This is a genomic window from Hymenobacter saemangeumensis, from assembly GCF_039541835.1.
Classification (GTDB): domain Bacteria; phylum Bacteroidota; class Bacteroidia; order Cytophagales; family Hymenobacteraceae; genus Hymenobacter; species Hymenobacter saemangeumensis.
Genome location: NZ_BAABGZ010000008.1, coordinates 284176 through 303536 on the forward strand (window position 1 = coordinate 284176; position 19361 = coordinate 303536).

Below are 19361 nucleotides of genomic sequence, written 5' to 3' on the forward strand. Positions count from 1 at the left end.
ATTTAAATAAAAATGAAGAACACCGTGGCAGGTAGGCCTCGTTTGTAGTTCCAGGTGCTTGCGCGGAACGCGTGCCCCAGGCTGGCCGTATCTTCGCCTCATGAGCCACCCTGTTTCCCTTGCCACCCGCATCGACCACACGTTGCTGCGTCCCGATGCCACCGAAGCCCATATAGTACAGCTGTGCGAGGAGGCCCGAGCACATGGCTTTGCAACTGTATGCGTGCCGCCCTGCTACGTGGCCCTGGCGACAGAGAAGCTCGCCGACTCCGGGGTTGGCATCTGTACCGTGGTGGGCTTTCCCCTGGGCTATGCCAGCAGCACCATCAAGTTCAAAGAAGCCGAAGCGGCCCTCTACGACGGCGCCACCGAGCTGGACATGGTCATTAATATCTCGGCGCTGAAATCTGGTAAAGCGGACGCTGTGCAGGCCGAAATCCTGGATTTGGCCGACCTCTGCCACGTGCACCAGGCCCAGCTGAAAGTGATTATCGAGACGGCCCTGCTCAGCTCCGAAGAGATAGTGCTGGCTTGCCAGCTGTGCGTAGCCGGCGAGGCCGATTTTGTGAAAACTTCCACTGGATTTGCCAGTCGGGGGGCCTCCATCGAGGATGTGCGGCTGATGCGCCAGCATTTGCCCGAAACGGTACGCATCAAGGCTGCCGGGGGCATTCGCACCCGCGAAGCAGCCCTGGCTTTGGTTGAAGCCGGAGCCGACCGCATCGGCTCTTCCAATAGTATGGCCCTGATTGCTGAAGAAAATGAACCGACCGCTGCCTAAGATGCTTGTGCCCGCGCTTCTCGCTTTGGCTTCCTGCGCTGGCGCGGGGCCTCAGGGCCCCCGTGCCTCAACCCCGCCGGATACTACTATGGGCAAGAGCACTGCCAGTGCGCCCGCCGCTATGCCGGCCGAAGATGTAAGTAAGTACCGGCCGGTGTTTGCGGCCCCCAAGCCAATGCCAGCTGCTGCCACTACGGCGGCCCCTAAAGCCGTAGCTGCGCCTACCAACCACGTGACGACCCAGGTAGAGCAGCGCCTGCGCGACCAGGCTTTTACCAACCAGAACGTGAAGTATACCCAGGGCTACCGCATCCTGGCTTACCATGGCCTGGAGCGCGAGGAAGTGATGAGCATCCGCCGGGCCGTCATCAGCCGCTACCCGGAAGAAACCGACTACATCGTGTTTAAGTCGCCGGTTTACCGCTTGTACATTGGCGACTACCTTACCAAGCTGGAGGCGGCCCGCGGCCTGGCCCGCGTCCGGCCCCTGGCCCCCAAAGTTTCGCTCGAAGCAACCCAGGTGCTGCTCAATAAGAACCCCTAGCTTGCCTGAATCGCGGATTTTTGGGACGATTTTCCGAGGTGCTACCAGTCGGTTGCAGCCGGAGTAATTCAAGAAAAAGGCAGCCAATGGGCTGCTTTTTTTGGAAATGCCCGACCTTCGTTTACGCAATGCAATAAGCAGGGGGCGGGACCACGCCGCTCACAGCCTTAGGTCAGCGGTGCTGAAATCCGTGGTAAGAATTACAACTGTCTACAAAATCCGTGAAATCCGGTTAATTCGAAGAATCCGTGGTTCAGACAATCAAGCAGCTTGCCGCGCAGTATGCGGCCGACACCGTGGCCCTGCGCCAGCACCTGCACGCACATCCCGAGCTCTCGTTCGAGGAAGTAAACACCGCCGCTTTCGTTACCCGCGAGCTGGAAAGGATGGGCCTGCAGCCCCAGCCCCTGGCCGGTACGGGCGTCGTGGCCCTGATTGAAGGCCAGCCCGGCGGCCCCGCCATTGCCCTGCGCGCCGACATGGACGCCCTGCCGATTCAGGAAGCCAACGAGGTGCCGTACAAGTCGACCCAGCCCGGCGTGATGCATGCCTGCGGGCACGACGTGCACACTTCCTGCCTGCTGGGGGCGGCCCGCATCCTCTGCGAGCTGAAAGACCAGTTTCGGGGCAGCATCAAGCTCATGTTTCAGCCCGGCGAGGAAAAGCTGCCCGGGGGCGCTTCACTCATGATTAAAGAGGGAGTACTACAGAACCCGGCGCCCAAAAGCGTGCTAGGGCAGCACGTGTTTCCCAAGCTGCCGGCCGGGCAGATTGGCCTGCGCCCCGGCCGCTACATGGCCAGCACCGACGAGCTTTACCTCACCGTGCGCGGCAAGGGCGGGCACGGCGCCATGCCCGAGATGAACCTCGACCCGGTGCTGGTGGCGGCGCACATTATCGTGGCCGCCCAGCAGATTGTCAGCCGCCGTGCCAACCCCAAGCTGCCCTCGGTGCTGTCTTTCGGCAAAGTCATTGCCAACGGCGCCACCAACGTTATTCCCAACGAGGTGTACATCGAAGGCACCTTCCGCACCCTCAACGAAGAGTGGCGCGACGAAGCCCACCAGCACCTGCGCCAGCTCTGCGAGGGCCTGGCCGCCAGCATGGGGGCCACGTGCGACCTTGAAATCCGCCGCGGCTACCCCTACCTGGAAAACGACCCCGCCCTGACGGCTCGCGTGCGCGCCGCCGCCGAAGAGTACCTCGGCGCCGAAAACGTGGTGGAGCTCGACCAGTGGATGGCGGCCGAGGACTTTGCTTACTTCTCCCAGGCCGCCTCGGCCTGCTTTTACCGCCTGGGCACCCGAGCCCCCGACGGCCGCTTTGCCTCCTCGGTTCACACGCCTACGTTTGATATCGACGAGCAAGCCCTGACCGTAGGCCCCGGCCTCATGGCCTGGCTGGCCCTGCAGGAGCTGGCGGCGCAGTAGCAGCGACCTGCCGCTTGTTCATCTTTCTTCCTCCGTTGGTCTTATGAAGCTTCGCTATTTCTTGATTGGTTTGCTCAGCCTGCCCGCAGCGGCCCAAACCACGCGCACCGTGCAGGACCTGCAGCTCTGGCCCGAGGCGCAGGCCGAGCTGGCCCTGCCCGGCAGCGACTACCTGCTGCTGGCGGCACGGGGCGAGCGCAGCACCAGCGCAGGCGTGAGCCGGGCCCTGGGCTTCGACGAGCGCCGCCTTACCTTGGGCTACGAGCATTTCTGGAACGAGCGCTGGAGCGGTGGCGCCACGGTACGCTACATCGCCTACGGCGGCAGCCACGACTATGTGTTGCCTGAGCTGCTGCTACGCCACCGCAGCCCCATTGGCCCGCTCACGTTCGGGCAGCGCCTCTCGCTCGAGCGCAGCTTTCCAGTGGAAAGGCTGTCAGGGAGCGGCAAAGCAGAAGGGCAGACCTGGGTGCGCCTGCGCCTGGACCTGGAAAAGCAGTTGCCCCTGGGCCGCATCAGCCTGCGACCGCGCCTCAGCTATGAAGCCGCTACGCACCTGCGCCTGCAAAAGGCCGAAACCGACCCCAACGAGCGGTTCATTCAGTTCACCAGTGCCCGGGTGGAGCTGGGCTGCCAGCTCTTCGAGCAATTCGACCTGACGCCCTGGTTTGCTTACCGCACCAACTACTTCATCACCGAGCCGCAGTACAAAGAAGTGAACGGTGTGCTGGTGCAGACGTCCGGCGGCAAGCTTAATGCGGTAGCGCCTACGCTGGGACTTGAGCTGCGCTATACCTTCCTGAATGGCCGTAAGGGCAGCGAGCGGCAGCAGCTTCCCACCCAGCATTGATGCGGCTGCGCTAAGGTAATTCCGTGAGTGATGCTGGTTATATCCAGGCTTGTGTCAAAATGTCCGTAGCTGATGTCGGGTGTTTTGTGGGTTTAATGTTAATGAAGACGCTTTTCGAGAGTAAGGGCTTAGTGGTGTTCAGGGATTTTTTCTGAAAACTGGACAAAATGTCGCGAAATGGGCGCTGAAGGTCGGTTGGTACAAAATTTATAGAGTGACAGCTGTACCGCGACTGGTACAGCAGTTCATCTACTAACCAAAAACCTTTCTACTACCATGGCTACCTTGTTGTATAACAACCACGCCGCTCTGCGCCCCTCCCGTGCTTTCAACACCATGCTCAGCGAAATGCTGCGCGACACGCTGCCGGCCGGCTCCCAGCCCGCTACCAGCTTCGTGCCCGCTACCGATATTCTGGAATCGGCCCAGGGCTTTGAGCTGCACCTGGCTTTGCCGGGTGTGAAGAAAGAAGCGGTAAAAATTGAATTCCTCGACGGCCAGCTCGTGATTTCGGGTGAGCGCCCCAACCCCAACGCGGCCGCCAAAGAAGCTGCTTCCTCGGCCACTGAAGCCAGCGACAACGACGAGCAGAAAGACAATAAGCCCGTGGTGATGAACCACGAAGCCGAGCAGGCTCCCAAGTTCCGCCGCACCGAAACCAACTTCGGCAGCTTCCAGCGCAGCTTCCGCCTGCCCGATACGGTGAATGTGAAGGCCATTGCCGCCGAGATGAGCGACGGCATCCTACGCGTAACCCTGCCTTTCGACACTGAGAAAGTAACCAAGCAGGTAATTGAAATTCGCTAATGCCTGCGGGCACCGTAAAAAAGGCACCCCGCATGGGTGCCTTTTTTACGGCGCTGGTGCGGTGCCAGCCGGCCAAAGCCAGCGGAGCAGCCGTTGGGAGCAGGGCTGCACGGCGGGCAGCAGCAGCTGCCTTGAGCGCCAATGATACACTTCACTCTTTGCTACTAAAGAGGTTGCCTTATTAATTTCGCCGGTACGCAGCATTGCTGGCCATTGCAAGGCAACCCTTGCATACGAAGTTGAATCTTTGCATCGTTAGGGCGCAACTCTCCGGCCTTTTTTGTGGTTTTTTAGTACATGGAATGGTAGACTATTACATTTTAAATCTCTAACCCTTTCATTTTTATCTTACCCATGCAAGCAAAACAAATGATGCTCGGCCTGCTTGGCTCCGCTATTCTCGGCGGCGGTGTGGCCGTGGGTGGGTACAAGCTGCTGGAGCCGGCTCCTTCGGCTACGCCCCAGACAATGGCTGCCGACCCGCAGGTTCGTTACACGTCGGAAATGCGCAGCAGCACCTACGTGGTGCCCGAAGGCCTCAACTTCGTGGCCGCTGCTGCAGCGGTAACGCCCGCCGTTGTCCACGTAATGACAGAATATGCGGCCCCGGCCGTCGACAATAGCCGCATGCAGATGGACCCCTTTCTGCGGCAGTTCTTTGGCGACCAGTTCGAGCAGTTCCACGGCCAGCGCCCGCAGGGTGGGGGCCAGGGCTCGGGCTCGGGCGTTATCATCGCCGCCAATGGCTACATCGTAACCAATAACCACGTTATCGACAAGGCCTCCAAGATTGAGGTAGTGCTCGACGACAAGCGCAAGTTTGAGGCGGAGCTGGTCGGAACTGACCCCAGCACCGACCTGGCAGTGCTGAAAGTAAAGGCCGATAACCTGCCCTTCGTGAAGTACGGCAACTCCGACGACGTGAAAGTAGGACAGTGGGTGCTGGCCGTGGGCAACCCGTTCAACCTGAACTCCACCGTAACTGCTGGTATTATCTCGGCTAAAGGCCGCAACATCAACATCCTGCGCCGTGAGGATAACATGGGCATTGAGTCCTTTATCCAGACAGATGCTGTAGTAAACCCGGGCAACTCGGGCGGTGCCCTGGTGAACCTGAACGGCGACCTGATTGGCATCAATTCGGCTATTGCCTCGCGCTCGGGAGCTTTCGAAGGCTATGCATTCGCCATCCCCAGCTCCATCGCCAGCAAGGTGGTCGACGACCTGCTGAAGTATAAGGTAGTGCAGCGCGCCCTGCTGGGCGTACAGATTCAGGAGGTAGATGCCAAGCTGGCTTCCGAGAAAAAGCTGAACACCCTGAACGGCGTGTACATTCAGGGCCTGAGCAAAAGCAGCGCGGCTGCCGAGGCGGGCCTGAAAGCCGGCGACATCATCACCGAAATCAACGGCGTAGCCGTGAACACCTCCTCGCAGTTGCAGGAGCAGGTAGCCCGCTTCCGCCCCGGCGACAAGATTAAGGTAACTTATCTGCGCGGCGACAAAGCCAGCACCGTAACCACGACGTTGCGCAATGCCACCGGCACCACGGCCGTCGTGCGCGAGGAGCCGGCTTCAGCTACCATCAAGTACGAGGGCGCTACGCTGTCGCCGGTGCCGGCCCGCGAGCAGAATGCGCTGGGCATTGCCGGCGGCGCCAAAATCTCGGGCATCAAGGGCAGCAGCTTCCGCGAGACGGGCATGGGCGACGGCTTCATCATCACCCGCATCGACAAGAACGTGGTGACCAAGCCCTCGGACGTGAAAACCTACCTCGACGAGGCCAAGAACAACTCCAACGCCCTGGTAGAAGGCGTATATCCGGATGGCCGCAAGGCATACTACCCCATCATGGGAGAGTAGTAGCTGCAAGCGGCTCTCCCAACAAAAAAGCCCCTGCTAAACCAGCAGGGGCTTTTTTGTTGGCTTTCAGCAAGCTCGGCGCCGCAGCGTTCAGGCTGGCGGTGCCTGGCTCCGGGGAGGCATCTGTCAGCTGCGCGCAAAGGACTGAATAAACCTAGGGTTTTTTCCTGCCGTATAGCTGGGCTATAATTACCTCGCCCTTTAACACCGTGTCTGACTTCCCCGCCGGAGCCTTTTCGCTTGACCATCGTCCCGACCTCGGTATACTTATCGGGCGCTGGCTGCGCAACCTGCCCCCGCCGGAGCTGCAGGCTACCTACCGGGTGATGTTGGAGGAAGCCCGAGCCCACAGCAGCTGCCGCTACTGGCTGCTGGACCTACGCCGCCGCCCGGTAACGGAGGTTGACCTGAATGTTTGGATTAGCGAGCAGTTTACGCCCGTCATCGCCACCGACATGGGCGGGGCCCTGTTTACTGCTTTCCTGGTAGGGCCCGACCAGCAGGCTGCCATTGAAAGCGAGCACATGAGCAACTACCTGCGTCAGCTGGCCGACCTGGAGCTGTACCCCAATTTTTTCGACAACGAAGCCGATGCCGTAACCTGGCTGGCCGACCTGCGGGAGCGGGCCGGGGGACGCTAGCAATGGGCCTGAAAGCTTCAGGCAGCTGTTCCCCGCAAGGTGTAGATGGCCAGTGCTGAGAAGAAGCAAAGCCTTCAACTGCCTAAGCAAGCACCGAAATAAATACGGAGTTTTGGGAGAAGTGGGGCCTGGCTGGTCGGGTTGGCGCGGCGCAACTGCGTAACTTTGGGGTCTCCAATTTCCATTGCCAAAATTCCCATGAAATTAGCCATCGAAGAAGCTACCTCAGCAGCTGACATAAGCGTTGAGCACCCGCACGAAGACAAGCACGGCGTTCGCGATGTGCTGCGCCAGCTCGGCATCCAGGCTGAGAACGCGGCTTACAGCACCGGCCTGCACTGGGGCGGTGCTCAGAACGCCAAAACCCGCACCATCCTGGCCCCGGCCGATGGGCAGCGGCTGGCCACCGTGGCCATGGCCACGGCCGAGGACTACGACCAGGTAGTGAAAACCGCCCAGGAAGCGTTTAAAACCTGGCGCCTGATGCCGGCGCCCAAGCGCGGCGAAATCGTGCGCCAGATTGGCAACAAGCTGCGCGAGTACAAGGAGCCCCTGGGCAAGCTGGTGAGCGTGGAGATGGGCAAAATCCTGCAGGAAGGCTACGGCGAAGTGCAGGAGATGATTGACATCTGCGACTTTGCCGTGGGCCTGTCGCGCCAGCTGCACGGCCTCACCATGCACTCGGAGCGCCCGGCGCACCGCATGTATGAGCAGTACCATCCTCTGGGCATTGTGGGCATTATCTCAGCCTTCAACTTCCCCGTGGCCGTGTGGAGCTGGAACGCCATGCTGGCCGCCGTGTGCGGCGACGTGTGCATCTGGAAGCCATCCGAGAAAACCCCGCTCACGGCCGTAGCCGTGCAGCACATCATCCGCGAGGTGCTGGAGGCCAACGAGCTGCCGGAGGGCATCTTCAACCTGGTGATTGGCGAGGCCGAGATTGGCGCCGCCATGGCCGCCGACGGCCGCGTGCCGCTGGTGTCGGCCACGGGCAGCACCCGCATGGGCCGCAAGGTAGGCGAGGTAGTGGGCGCCCGCCTGGGCCGCGCCCTGCTGGAGCTGGGCGGCAACAACGCCATTATCCTCACCAAAAACGCCGACCTCGACATGGCTATGCGCGCCATCGTATTCGGGGCGGTGGGCACGGCCGGGCAGCGCTGCACCACCACGCGCCGCCTCATCATCGAGGACAGCATTTACGAGGAGGTGAAAAACCGCCTGCTGACCATTTACCCCAAGCTGCCCATCGGCCACCCCCTGCAGGAAGGCACGCTGGTAGGCCCACTGATTGACGGCGACGCCGTGAAAGGCTTCTCGGACGCCCTGACCAAGGTGCAGGAAGAAGGCGGCAAGCTGCTCACGGGCGGGCAGGTGCTGAGCGGCGCCGAGTACCACGGCGGCCACTACGTGCAGCCCGCCATTGTGGAAGCCGAAAACCACTACCACATGGTGCAGGAAGAAACCTTCGCGCCCATTCTCTACCTCATCAAGTACAGCGGCGGCGTGGACAATGCCATCGAGCTGCAGAACGGGGTGAAGCAGGGCCTGTCGTCGAGCATCTTCACGCTCAACATGCGCGAAGCCGAAGCCTTCCTGGCCCAGGCCGGCTCCGACTGCGGCATTGCCAACGTGAACATCGGCACCAGCGGCGCCGAAATCGGCGGGGCCTTTGGTGGCGAAAAGGAAACCGGCGGCGGCCGCGAGTCGGGCTCCGACGCGTGGAAAGTGTACATGCGCCGGCAGACCAACACCATCAACTACTCCGACCAGCTGCCGCTGGCTCAGGGCATTAAGTTTGACGTATAGCATTTGCCAGGCTGAGAAGCCAACAAAAATCCCCCGCCTGGAAATGACCGGGCGGGGGATTTTTTATGCGTTGTAGAAATGGATGAGCTACTCCACCTTGATGTCGCCATGACTGCGAAAATACACGCGCTGGCCGGGCACATAGCAGACGTAGTAGAGCCGGTAGAGGGACCCGGCCGGCAGGGAGTTGGGCCCAAAAACTACGTCCTCGTGCGTCGTGGCGTTGATGTCGCCGCGCTGGAGCACGTTGTAGCGGCGGTCGACAATCACGTAAGCTTTCCGGCTACCGGCGGGGGCGGGGTTGTTGCTGCTTACGGAGGTCATGAAAGTGAAACCATCTGCGGCCTCACTGGGGTTGGGGTATACGCTGGAGTACCAGGTGCGGCTTTGCTGCGCTTCATCAAGCGAAAGGTTCAGGCTGGAAAATAAGCCTTTCTCTTTGCTGTTCCAGGGGCCATCGGCTGTCCAGTCGGTGGCATCGCCGGGGCCGGGAATGTTTTGCCGGGTGCGGTACTGAAAGCCGCCATCCGGGCCAAAGTCAATTTCCGGCTCATCTTTCCTGCAGGCACTCAGAAGCAGCGCTGGCAGCATCAGGCCCAGTAGTAGGGAACGTTGGATGAACATATGGTTTGTTAAATTTGGTACGCTAAACAAAGTTAAGTCTGGTGCAGCCTGCAACCCTGGGCGGCAAGCTGCATCCTTGGCTTAACTTCGCTAACCCCCGGCCCCTGGTTCTACACCTTTTTCCTGATTAGTCTGCAATGGAAGCCCTGAGTATTTCCGCCTACGTCGACATCAATGCTCCGCTGGTAGAGCGCTGCCGCCTGAACGACCGGCAGGCGCAAGCTGAAATCTACCGCCGCTACGCCAAGGCCATGTTCAACGCGGCCCTGCGCATCACCGGCGACTATGCCGAGGCCGAAGACGTACTGCAGGAGTCTTTCCTGAGCGCCTTTCGGGAGCTAAGCAGCTACAAAGGCGACTCTTCCTTTGGCGCCTGGCTGAAGCGCATTGTGGTAAACAAAAGCATCAACTGCCTGCGGCAGCGGCGGCTGGCCCTGGTGCCGCTGGGCGAGCAGCACCACGAGGCCCCCGCCGAGGCCAGCGGCCCCAGCAGCGAGGACGAAGCCGAAACCCACTACCGGGCCGACGTGTTGCGCCGCTGCATTCAGGAGCTGCCCGACGGCTACCGCGTGGTGCTGACCCTGTACCTGCTCGAAGGCTACGACCACCTGGAAATTGCCAACATCCTGGGCATTTCCGAGTCCACGTCGAAGTCGCAGTACAGCCGGGCCCGGGCTCGGCTCCGCGAGCTGGCTGCCCAGCAAGGCCTTCGGTAAGTTTTAGGTTTCTGGTTTCGGTTTCTTGTTGGCATTTAAACAAGAAACAAGAAACTAGAAATAAGAAACCAGAGAGAAGCAACCAGTAACTAGAAACCAACTTTTAAATTACTCTTCATCCTACTTCATTCGGCTGCGGCTCCCGTATATCCCCGCAGCCCTTCTGTGAAACCGGAAGAACCGTGCGTTTGCTTATTACCATGACAACTAAGAACAATCATTCGCTGGAAAGCTTCGTGGAGCGGCACCGTGCCGACTTCGACGTGCACGAGCCGCGCCCCGACCTGTGGGCGGCGCTTGAGCAGCAGCTTGATGCGCCTGCCTCTGTTTCTACCCCGCCCGTGCTGCTGGCTTCTGCCGCAGAGGTGGCCCCGGAAGTAAGCCGCCGTGCCGAGCGCGGCACCTGGCTGCAGCGCTACGGCGTGGCCGCCGCCCTGGCCGCCCTGGTCTTTGCGGCCGGGGTAAGCGAAGCCTGGAAGACCAAGCAGGCGACGCCGGAAATAGCCGCTGCCGAAACCGAAAGCACGGGCCGCATTACGACGGGCGAAGATGCCGCGCTCTACCTGGGCGGCGCCCCCCAGGCCCTGACGGCTGCCGCCCGCAGCGACTCCAACAGCATTCAGCTCAGCGCCGCCGTGCGGGGCATGGAAGCCTACTACGCCAGCCAGCTGGCCCGCCGGCAGGAAGAGCTGAGCCAGCTGGGCGGCCCGGCGGCAGCCGGCATGGCCGACGACTACCAGCGCGAGCTGGCCTCGCTCGACTCCAGCTACCGGCAGCTGAAAATAGAGCTGCCCAGCCACCCGCGGCCCGAGGCCGTGCTGATGGCCATGAACCGCAACCTGCAGATTCGCCTCGACATCCTCGACCAGCAATTGCACCTGGGCGCTACCCGCGACAGCGACCCGGCACCGACAAGCGCCTTTGTGCTGGCTGATAGCCGCCGTCAACCCTAATGAGAGACATCACCCGTTTGCTGTGTAGCCGGGCCTGCGGACTGCTTGTGCTGTGCCTGACCGGCTGGCTGGCGCCGGCCGCTACCCGGGCCCAGGAGCTGTGGCTGGCCAGCCCAGGGGTTGCGGTGCAGTACCTGTGGCTCAGCAGCCCCGACGAGCTGCTGCTGGGGCAGGAGCAGAACCCCCAGGTGGGCCAGAACGGCCAGAATGGCCAGCCCGGCGAGGGCAGCGATGCCGCCACTGCCCAAGTGGAGCAGCGCCGCCGCCTGAGCCGCTCGTATGACGTGCCGGGCGCAGGTCGCCCGTTTTCGCTGGATACCCGTTACGGACGGGTGCAGATTCACCCCTGGGGCAAAAAGGAAATCAAGGTGGAGGCCGAGCTGGTGGCCCGGGCGGAAAGCGAAACCGGTGCCCGCCAGCTGCTCGATGCCCTGGGCGTGCAGTGGCTCGACTACGACTGCCGCACTGGCGGCGTAGCCGTGAGTACCTTGTTCGGGCCGGCCCTGCGGGGACGGGCCGGCGGCTGCCGCTACGAGGTAAACTACACCGTGTGGCTGCCGCGCACTACGGCGTTGCGGGTGTACAACAACTTCGGGTCGGTCACCATCAGCGGCGACCTGAAGGGGCCAACCGAGCTGGCTGTTGAATATGGCTCCCTGCGTACCGCCCGCCTGGAAGGCCAGCGCAACCTGGTGCGCATTGGCAATGGCGACTGCCGCATTCCATTTGTGCGCCGCGGCAGCATCGACGCCAGCTATGCCCGCCTGAACCTGGACGAAGGTGAAATCGTGGACCTGCGTAACAACTCGTCGGACGTAGAAATTGGCACCGTGCGCGACCTGACCGTGCACAGCCGCTACGGCGACGTGGCCCTGGGCACGGTGCACAACCTGCGCGGCTCGTCGGGCTACTCGCGCTTCAGCGTGGAAAAGCTTAACGAGGGGCTGGACATGGCCCTGCGCTACTGCCCCGACTTTGTGGTGCGCGACACGGGCCCCAACTTCCGGCAAATCAACCTCGACGGGGGCTTTAGCACCATCCGCCTGGGCTTTGCCGAGGTGCCAGGCTTCCGCTTCGATGTAAGTACCGAGCAAGGCCAGCTGCTGGTCGACCGCAAGCTGGTGCGCGTGCTGGCTGAGGAGAACGGGCCGCAGTCGAGCGACGTGCTGGGGGTGTTTGGCGGGGAGGTGCCGGCACGCAATGCCGGCAACGTGAGCATTAAAGTGCGCTACGGTACGGTGCGGTTTAGCAAGTAGAAACCGGCGCAGAACTTTGGATAATCAGCCTCCTGCAGCACGAGTAGACTACTCCTGCTGCAGAAGGCTGTTTTGTTCCAACGGCGGGCAACAGCTACTGGGCTTGGTGCTACCTTGCCACGTGTTCCGTACTCTGCTTCTGTGCCTGCTGGCCGGCCCCGCGCTGGCCCAAACCATGCCTTCCGTGCCTTCTTCTCCTCAGAAAGCCTACGCCCTGCGCCTGCGGCCCGGCGACGACCTGCGCCAGCAGCTGCTGGCTTTTACCCAGGCCCACGATATCAAGGCCGGGGCTATTGTCACCTGCGTGGGCAGCCTGACGGTGGCCTCGTTGCGGCTGGCCAATCAGGATAAGCCCACCGAGTACCGGGGCCACTTTGAAATTGTGTCGCTGGTGGGCACGCTGTCGACGGCCGGCTCCCACCTGCACCTGGCCATTGCCGACAGCACCGGTCGTACCCTGGGCGGGCACCTGCTCGATGGCTGCCGCATTTATACCACAGCCGAAATTGTGCTGAGCGAGCTGCCTGCCCTGGAGTTCAAGCGCGAAACGGACCCCACGTTCGGCTACAAAGAGCTGACGGTGTATCCGGCCCAGCCCTCGGGGGCAGCTGCCCCGGTAAAGGCGAAAAAGGGCAAGCTCTAGAGCGGTTTCGAAGTCAGTAGATATGTACCGCGAAACTGCACTAAGGAAATGTTTTTTGCTCGTCAGGAAGCAGACGCTATGTCTGTAAAGGAACTGCCGGACCGATAAATGTTAGGCGTGCCTACTATTATTGCCCGAATTTCCTCATCTTTGGCTTTATGACCACCGACACTCCCAAAGCCGCCGCCTTCCGCCAGCAGGTACTCAACCCCATGAAGCTGCGGCTGTTCATGATGCAGAACCTGCCCATGGCCTGGCTGGCCGGGCTGCGCCTGCGGGAGCTGACGACTGAGCACGCCGTGGTGACGGTGCGCTTCAAGCACCTCACCAAAAACCCGTTCAAGAGCATTTACTTCGCCTGCCTGGCCATGGCAGCCGAGCTGGCCAGCGGCATTCAGGCCATGATGCACGTGCAGGCGGGCTCGCCGGCCTCCATGCTGGTAGTGGGAATGGAAGCCGAATTTACCAAAAAGGCGGTGGGCCTCATTGCCTTCAGCTGCCCCGACGGCCCGCGCATTGCCCAGGCCCTGGCCGAAAGCCGGGCTACCGGCGAGGGCCGCACGGTGGTAGCCACCAGCACCGGCGTAGACGAAACCGGCGACGTGGTGGCCGTGTTCCGCATCACCTGGTCGTTTCGGACCAAGCAGAAAGCATAGCAGCAAAGGCTAGCGTCGTAATAGGTACCACCCGGCAAAAGCTGCTAGTAGAAGTAGAAAAATCAGACAGCCCCATTGGCGGATTTTATCGGTACGCTCACCACGTTGCAGATAGGCCTGAGCCTGGGCTTCAGGCAGAAAAAAGCCCCGCCAGGCATTGTCGGGTGTTGAAAGGGCCCAAGTGGTGTTGCAGCTTCGGCAGAAATAGCGGCTTTCAACCCCAGGCCGGCCAGGCAGCTCCCCAGGAGGTAGTACTTGCAGCTGGCCACCGGCACACTTATAAGCAAGCACCTGCTTCAGCATAGCCTCGAATGCCTCGAATTCGCGCTGGGACTCGAAACTAGAGTAGCCTTTATGGAAACAGTCTGTGCACACGGCCTTACTTCTCCTTGCGCTCCTCGGCCAGGCCTTCCTTGGTGAGCACATCCACCAGGCCATCTTCGCTTACTACCACGGCCATTACCGGGTAGGCGGAGCTTTCAACGTAGCGTACGGCCGAGTTGTAGCGGGCGCCGCGGGTGCCGTCGCCGTAGCCAGAGGCCTTGCCGTCGAGGATGACGCCGATGGAGTAGCAGTAGCCGTCGGGGTCGAGCAGCACGGCCCCGTCGATGCTGGTGACGAGGCGGGTGATGAGGGGCGTGAGTGGCACCGGCTCAATGAGGGTGCACTGCAGCTTGAGTCGGTCAGCCTCGGCCAGGGCCTCGGTGCTGATGACGAGCAGGGTGCCGTGCTTCTGCCGGCTGGCTTCGAGTACTACGTCCCAGAGGCGCTCCACTTTGGGCAGGTCGGTGAGGCCGAAAGTGCGGCGCAGGTCGCGGCGGAAGCTGCTGCGGTTGAGGTGGGTGCGGGGCAGGCTGGGCAGGCCGTAGTGAGCCCGCAGCAGCACGTGGCCGCCGTGCATAAACTCCCAGGCGTAGTGCGTCACGAAATTGACCACAAACAGGTCTTCCCGGGCAGGGTCGTACTGGCCCACCTTGCGGCCCAGCGCATACACGTTTTCGCCATCGGCCAGCAGGTGTACGTCGGCCGTCACCATGGCCAGCAGCTTGCGCACGGCGCGGTAGTCGGTAATCTGGGTGGGGCAGGTGAGGGCAAACACCTCCTCGATGTTGGGGTGGCCGCGGCGGGCCAGCAGCATCTTGCCCACGCCCTCGGCGCCCTCGTAGCGCAGGCTGGAGATGGTGTTGAAGGTGGCGTAGAGCTTGGCCGTGGCGGGGTTCAGGCCTAGGGCCTGGGCGGGCGTGTCGAGAAAGGTTTTGCCGGCGGCCCGCAGCACCTCCTCGGTTTCGCGGGGGCGGCTGAGAAAGCCGGCGCCGGGCTCGGGCTCGCTCAGGGCTTTCATGCCTTCCTCGTTGAAGCGGTACATGGCGGCTACCAGCAGCGAAGGCGCCAGGGGGCGTCCGTCGGTGTAGAACCGGTCGGGCCGCAGCGAGGGGTAAAGCTTGAGCGGCTTGCGCTGCACCCGCAGGATGGTAAACACGAAGTGCCCGTGAATCTGCACCGGGAAGCCGGCAATGTGCTGGTGGCGGGCGTCGCGGTCCAGCTCGTCGAGCACTTCCTGCACGGCCGTGCGCACGCCCATGCCTTCGTGCCGCCGCCGAATCATGGCCGGGCTCATGCCGTCGCGCTCCAGGAAGTTCCAGGAGCTGCTGTGCTGGATTTCGCGGCCCCGGGCCACGGCCTCGTTAAACCGCTCGGCGGGCAGGCCGCAGTCTTCCGGCTCCAGGCAGCGGGCGGGCAGGGCGGGGTCGAGGGGCAGGGCCAGCAGCAGCACGAAGGGCTGCAGGTCGTCGTCGAGCGAGTCGAACAGGTCCTGGGCCAGGGCCTGGGCTACCTGCCGGTAGCGCACCTGATGGGGCCAGAGCAGGGTGGGCGAGTAAGTAAGCAGCTGGGGGGCGGAAGTGGGCATGCGCGGGTGAGCAGGGCGAAAACTCTCCTCCTTAGCAACCAAAGGTCGGCGTAGTTAAGGAGGGGCGTTGCCGCGTCATCGGCAACTGGGGTGGTTGTGGGCAGCGGTGCGAAAACAGGAGCCGGCAGAAGTGGTATAACAGGCGCGACGCCTCTTGTTCTTTTGGCGCAGACGCTCATAACCATCCCCGTTTCAGCCGCAGGCTGAAACATCCCCCCTTAGCAAGGAGGGGTGTTGGCGTTCTTGCGGCAGCCCTACAGCTGAAACAAGACGGGCAGCACCATCTTTTGCTTTAAGGGCTTGCCCTTGTAGGTGGCCGGTTCCCACTTGGGCGCCGTGCGAATCAGGCGCAGGGCTTCTTCGTCCAGGCCGGAGCCCATCTTTTTGATGACGCGGGCATCGGTAAGGGTGCCGTCGGCCTGCACCATGAATTCGACCATGACCTTGCCCTGAATCTTGCGGCGGCGGGCCAGGTCGGGATACTTCTGGTTTTTCTCAATCCAGTCGAAAAAGGCCTCGGTGCCACCCACGGGGCGGGTGGGCTTGTCGGGGGCCACTACCGGCGGGGTATCGGGGTTGGCCGAAGCGGCAATGTCGGCAGCGTTGGCGGGGGCGGCGGGCGTGCCTTTGGGGCCCACCGTTACTACTTCCGAGCCCGGCGACATCACAAACGACACGGGCACGACGATGCGCTGCCGCACCACTTTGCCCATGTGCTGCGCGGGCGTCCACTGCGGGCCGCTCTTGATGAGGCGGATGCCTTCGGCGTCGAGCTCCGGCGACAAGGGCTGGTCGGCCTTTACATTGCTGATAGTGCCGGTTTTTTCCACAATAAAGCTAATGGGCACGGTGCCCTGAATGCCTTTCTGCATAGCGGCAGCCGGGTACTTCTGGTGGTTGGCCAGAAACTGGGCGTACTTCTGGGTGCCGCCCAGCGGCACGGCGGGCTTGGATACCGAGTCGTACACGGTGCTGGCGTCGGGCTTGGCTGGCATTTTACGCTTCTGAGCGTGGGCGCCAAAGCTGAGACCCAGCAGGCAGAGCAGGAGGGGCAGCGGAGCTTTCATTACTTTAATGAAGAATAAGGAGTGAGGAATGGAGAGTTTCAGGCGAAGGTAGGCCGACAGGTTGCCGCACCAATGTAACCCTGCCGGATTGCCTGGCAACGGCGTCCGGCTGTGCTTTAAAGATACTATGCCTCCCCAAGCACAGCATAATTCAGCATTTCGGCAAATAGTGCCAAAAAAGGTGCCGGCTTTACCTTCGTCCGAAAATTCTCACTCGTTATTTCTTATTCGCATGGAAAGCCGCGCCCCCGAACCCGTTGGAGCCTACCCCTACACCCGCCGCGTAGGCAACCTGCTGTTTTTGTCCGGCGTGGGGCCGCGGCAGCGTGGGCAGAAAGAAATACCCGGCGTGGAGCTGGCGCCCGATGGCAGCATTCTGAAGTACGACTTCGAAAGCCAGTGCCACGCCGTGTTTCAGAACGTGCGCTACATCCTCGAGGAGGCCGGCGCCGACTGGAACGACCTGGTGGACGTGACCGTGTTCCTGACCAACATGAAGGACGACTTTCCTACCTACAACCGTCTCTACGCCGAGTACTTCGCCACGGCCCAGCCCTGCCGCACCACTTTGGAAATAAACTGCCTGCCCACGCCCATCGCCATCGAGCTAAAGTGCATTGCGCAGGTGAAGTGATGCGGTAATGGGGCACGGAAAACGGAGGGGCTGTTGCCAAAGCGGGCAGGCCTTTTCTGTTTCGGGAAACCTGTTTCGTGCTGTCAATTTCCATGTGAGTAGCAGAGACGGCACTCTTCTGTAGCAAGGCAGCTCACCGGCTATTCCTCCGAAGCCAGACTGGCACAAAAGCCCGTTGGCAGGTTAAAAGCGGATACTCGCTTCTAACCTGCCAACGGGCTTTTGTGCTCTGATACGGCGCCAGGGTGGCTAACGCGCAGGAAGCTGTATCAGAGCTATTGGGTAACGAGCAGCTGCTGGCGGTACAGCTTGCCGCTTGGCGCCGTGAGCAGTACCGTATAGGAGCCGGGGGCTAGCTGAACCGGGACAGGCCAGGTGGGGAAAGAGGCTGGCAGCAGAGTGTGGGCCGTTTCCCGGCCAAGGGCATCGAGCAGGCGCAGCTCGCCCCCGAAGGGCAGCTGCAGCATGCGGCCGGCCGCCACGGGGTTGGGCCAGGCACCCAGCGGAGCGGCGGCCTGGCTGCCGCGCACCCCCGTAGCCGGGCCACTGCCCAGCTTGGCAATGAAGTGCGGGGTGTAGCTGGTGCGGTTGTTGGCCAGGTTAATGGGGCCAAACACGGCGCTGGGCGAATACGTGCCGGTTACGTACACCGGGTTGCCACCGGGGGCTGCAGTCAGGTGCAGGTTGTAGGTGTAGGCGGGTTGGGCGGCGCCGCCGCTGGTTACCCACTGCCAGGCGCCGTTGCTGGCCAGCAGATGCGCTACAAAGGCCGCCCGCCGCGGCGTGCTTACGGTAACGCTGCCGAAAGTTGGGGTGCTGGAGCGCACGGTGGCGGCTACGTAGAGGTTGCCGGCTGCATCAAGCTGCAGGTCTTCGCCGAAGTCTTCCGACGCGCCGCCGCCGCTCACGGCCCACAGCCACTGACCAGAGGGGCTGAGCTTGGCCACATAGATGTCATCGATGCGGAGCAGGAAGTCAGAGTTCAGGGTCAGGCTACCCAGCGTCACGGTCGACTGAAACCCACCGGTGATGTATACATTGCCCTGCGCGTCGCAGGCTGCAGCATTGCAATTGTCAGAGCGCGGGCTGCCCACGGCGTAAGCCCATTCCACAACGCCGGTAGCCGCAGCAAACCGCGCCACCAGGCCGTCGTAGCTGCCGGCTCCGGTCACCATGGTGCTGCCCACCGTGGCGGTGGGCGCCTGCCCTTCTATCATACCGGTAAGAATAACGTTGCCAGCCGGGTCAGTGGCGACACTGGAGGCCACATCGCCGCCCCCGCCGCCGGCGCGCACCGCCCACAGCCACTGACCGGTGCTGCCGTTGAGCTTGCCCACGTACATATCGGCGGTGTTGTTGATGCTAGTGAGGCTGGTGCTGCCCAGCGTGATGCTGCCGCTGAAGCTGCCGGATACGGCCACGTTGTTAGCCGCATCCACCGCCAGGCCCCGGCCACGGATAGTTTCGTGGGTAGAGCCAAACAGGGCGGCACTGCGGGTGGCCCATAGCCAGGTGCGGTTGCTGGGGTCCAGCTTGGCCACAAAGCCGCTGTTGCCACCGGTAGCCGTAATGGTAGGGCTGCTGCCCGCCGTGATGGTGCCGGTGAAGAAGCCACCCACCAGCACGTTGCCGGCATTGTCGATGGCAACGTCGGTGGCATAGCTGGGGAAAAAGGTAGACGCGTTGGGTACGGTTTGCAGCCATTCCCACTGGCCTGCCGGGTTAAGCTTGCCTACATAAGCGCCTGTCACATTGCTGAGGGTAGTGGCACCAAAGGTGCCGCTGCCGTTTATCTGGCCTACCACGTACACATTGCCGGCAGCATCGGCGGCTGTGCCATATACCCGCACGGCGGCAGTGGGCGTAGCCGAATTAACAGCCCAGGCCCAGGCGGGTGCGGCACTCTGCGCCTGGCTGCTGAGGCAAGGCAGCAGCAGAGCGGCCAGCAGGGCCCCGGCAGGGCGGGAAAACAGGGAAGAAAGGCGCTTAATCAAGGACATAGAAAAAGAGGGAAAGAGTGACTTGAATTGTGAGACAAAATTCCCGCCTTCAACTCAGGGCTGCCATACCACCTGATTGGTATTTTGCGCTACGTGCTGGCACGGATAGGCCCACCGGATACAGCCGGCACCCGGCTCGCCGGCAAAGAAGGATTAGGATGAGTCTGGCCTTTTTTAAGCAAAT

18 protein-coding genes are annotated in these 19361 nt (G+C 62.0%); 14 read left to right on the plus strand and 4 right to left on the minus strand.

Annotation, left to right across the window (positions count from 1 at the left end; genetic code table 11):
* The first annotated feature begins 100 nt into the window (after nucleotides 1-100).
* From deoC to amaB, 8 genes are all read left to right on the plus strand, one after another.
* The gene (gene deoC / locus ABD919_RS02500) at nucleotides 101-781 is read left to right on the plus strand and encodes a deoxyribose-phosphate aldolase (protein WP_345233467.1); all 681 of its coding nucleotides are present in this window, start codon (nucleotides 101-103) and stop codon (nucleotides 779-781) included.
* An 88-nt stretch (nucleotides 782-869) separates the two neighbouring features.
* The gene (locus ABD919_RS02505) at nucleotides 870-1325 is read left to right on the plus strand and encodes a sporulation protein (RefSeq protein WP_345233469.1); all 456 of its coding nucleotides are present in this window, start codon (nucleotides 870-872) and stop codon (nucleotides 1323-1325) included.
* A gap of 248 nt (nucleotides 1326-1573) precedes the next feature.
* Entirely contained in the window at nucleotides 1574-2755 is a 1182-nt protein-coding gene (locus ABD919_RS02510) for a M20 metallopeptidase family protein (RefSeq protein WP_345233471.1), read from the plus strand.
* A gap of 43 nt (nucleotides 2756-2798) precedes the next feature.
* Nucleotides 2799-3605 (plus strand): hypothetical protein, encoded by an 807-nt coding sequence (locus tag ABD919_RS02515; RefSeq protein ID WP_345233473.1) that lies wholly within the window; start codon nucleotides 2799-2801, stop codon nucleotides 3603-3605.
* A 276-nt stretch (nucleotides 3606-3881) separates the two neighbouring features.
* A complete protein-coding gene (locus tag ABD919_RS02520; RefSeq protein ID WP_345233475.1) occupies nucleotides 3882-4412 on the plus strand; it encodes an Hsp20/alpha crystallin family protein in 531 nt (176 codons plus the stop codon).
* A 354-nt stretch (nucleotides 4413-4766) separates the two neighbouring features.
* Nucleotides 4767-6272, plus strand: coding sequence for a Do family serine endopeptidase (locus ABD919_RS02525; protein WP_345233476.1), 1506 nt, complete (start codon nucleotides 4767-4769; stop codon nucleotides 6270-6272).
* Between the two features lie 209 nt (nucleotides 6273-6481).
* Nucleotides 6482-6913, plus strand: a complete 432-nt coding sequence (locus tag ABD919_RS02530) for a hypothetical protein (RefSeq protein WP_345233478.1) — start codon at nucleotides 6482-6484, stop codon at nucleotides 6911-6913.
* Nucleotides 6914-7111: 198 nt separating this feature from the next.
* On the plus strand, nucleotides 7112-8719 hold the full coding sequence (amaB, locus tag ABD919_RS02535; RefSeq protein WP_345233479.1) for an L-piperidine-6-carboxylate dehydrogenase: 1608 nt from the start codon (nucleotides 7112-7114) through the stop codon (nucleotides 8717-8719).
* An 87-nt stretch (nucleotides 8720-8806) separates the two neighbouring features.
* Here the strand turns inward: amaB and ABD919_RS02540 are convergent, their stop codons facing one another.
* Nucleotides 8807-9343 (minus strand): hypothetical protein, encoded by a 537-nt coding sequence (locus ABD919_RS02540; RefSeq protein ID WP_345233480.1) that lies wholly within the window; start codon nucleotides 9341-9343, stop codon nucleotides 8807-8809.
* Nucleotides 9344-9480: 137 nt separating this feature from the next.
* Here ABD919_RS02540 and ABD919_RS02545 point away from each other — a divergent pair, with 137 nt between their 5' ends.
* The 5 genes from ABD919_RS02545 to ABD919_RS02565 all read left to right on the plus strand — a co-directional run bounded on the left by ABD919_RS02545 (nucleotide 9481) and on the right by ABD919_RS02565 (nucleotide 13567).
* A complete protein-coding gene (locus ABD919_RS02545; RefSeq protein ID WP_345233482.1) occupies nucleotides 9481-10059 on the plus strand; it encodes an RNA polymerase sigma factor in 579 nt (192 codons plus the stop codon).
* Between the two features lie 200 nt (nucleotides 10060-10259).
* Complete coding sequence (locus ABD919_RS02550) at nucleotides 10260-11012, plus strand: hypothetical protein (protein ID WP_345233484.1); 753 nt, start codon at nucleotides 10260-10262, stop codon at nucleotides 11010-11012.
* Entirely contained in the window at nucleotides 11012-12268 is a 1257-nt protein-coding gene (locus tag ABD919_RS02555) for a DUF4097 family beta strand repeat-containing protein (RefSeq protein WP_345233486.1), read from the plus strand. The genes ABD919_RS02550 and ABD919_RS02555 overlap by 1 nt, the downstream gene beginning before the upstream one ends.
* Nucleotides 12269-12389: 121 nt before the next feature.
* The gene (locus ABD919_RS02560) at nucleotides 12390-12911 is read left to right on the plus strand and encodes a PPC domain-containing DNA-binding protein (RefSeq protein ID WP_345233488.1); all 522 of its coding nucleotides are present in this window, start codon (nucleotides 12390-12392) and stop codon (nucleotides 12909-12911) included.
* Between the two features lie 158 nt (nucleotides 12912-13069).
* Entirely contained in the window at nucleotides 13070-13567 is a 498-nt protein-coding gene (locus tag ABD919_RS02565; RefSeq protein WP_345233489.1) for a PaaI family thioesterase, read from the plus strand.
* Nucleotides 13568-13946: 379 nt separating this feature from the next.
* Here the strand turns inward: ABD919_RS02565 and ABD919_RS02570 are convergent, their stop codons facing one another.
* Together ABD919_RS02570 and ABD919_RS02575 are read right to left on the minus strand one after the other, a co-directional pair.
* The gene (locus tag ABD919_RS02570; RefSeq protein ID WP_345233491.1) at nucleotides 13947-15476 is read right to left on the minus strand and encodes a diadenylate cyclase; all 1530 of its coding nucleotides are present in this window, start codon (nucleotides 15474-15476) and stop codon (nucleotides 13947-13949) included.
* Nucleotides 15477-15730: 254 nt separating this feature from the next.
* On the minus strand, nucleotides 15731-16543 hold the full coding sequence (locus tag ABD919_RS02575) for an energy transducer TonB (protein WP_345233493.1): 813 nt from the start codon (nucleotides 16541-16543) through the stop codon (nucleotides 15731-15733).
* A 232-nt stretch (nucleotides 16544-16775) separates the two neighbouring features.
* Between ABD919_RS02575 and ABD919_RS02580 the strand changes: the two genes are divergently transcribed.
* Entirely contained in the window at nucleotides 16776-17177 is a 402-nt protein-coding gene (locus tag ABD919_RS02580; RefSeq protein ID WP_345233495.1) for a RidA family protein, read from the plus strand.
* 275 nt (nucleotides 17178-17452) lie between these two features.
* On the opposite strand, the gene ABD919_RS02585 is transcribed toward ABD919_RS02580, so the two are convergent.
* The gene (locus ABD919_RS02585; RefSeq protein WP_345233497.1) at nucleotides 17453-19177 is read right to left on the minus strand and encodes an NHL repeat-containing protein; all 1725 of its coding nucleotides are present in this window, start codon (nucleotides 19175-19177) and stop codon (nucleotides 17453-17455) included.
* Between the last annotated feature and the right edge of the window lie 184 nt (nucleotides 19178-19361).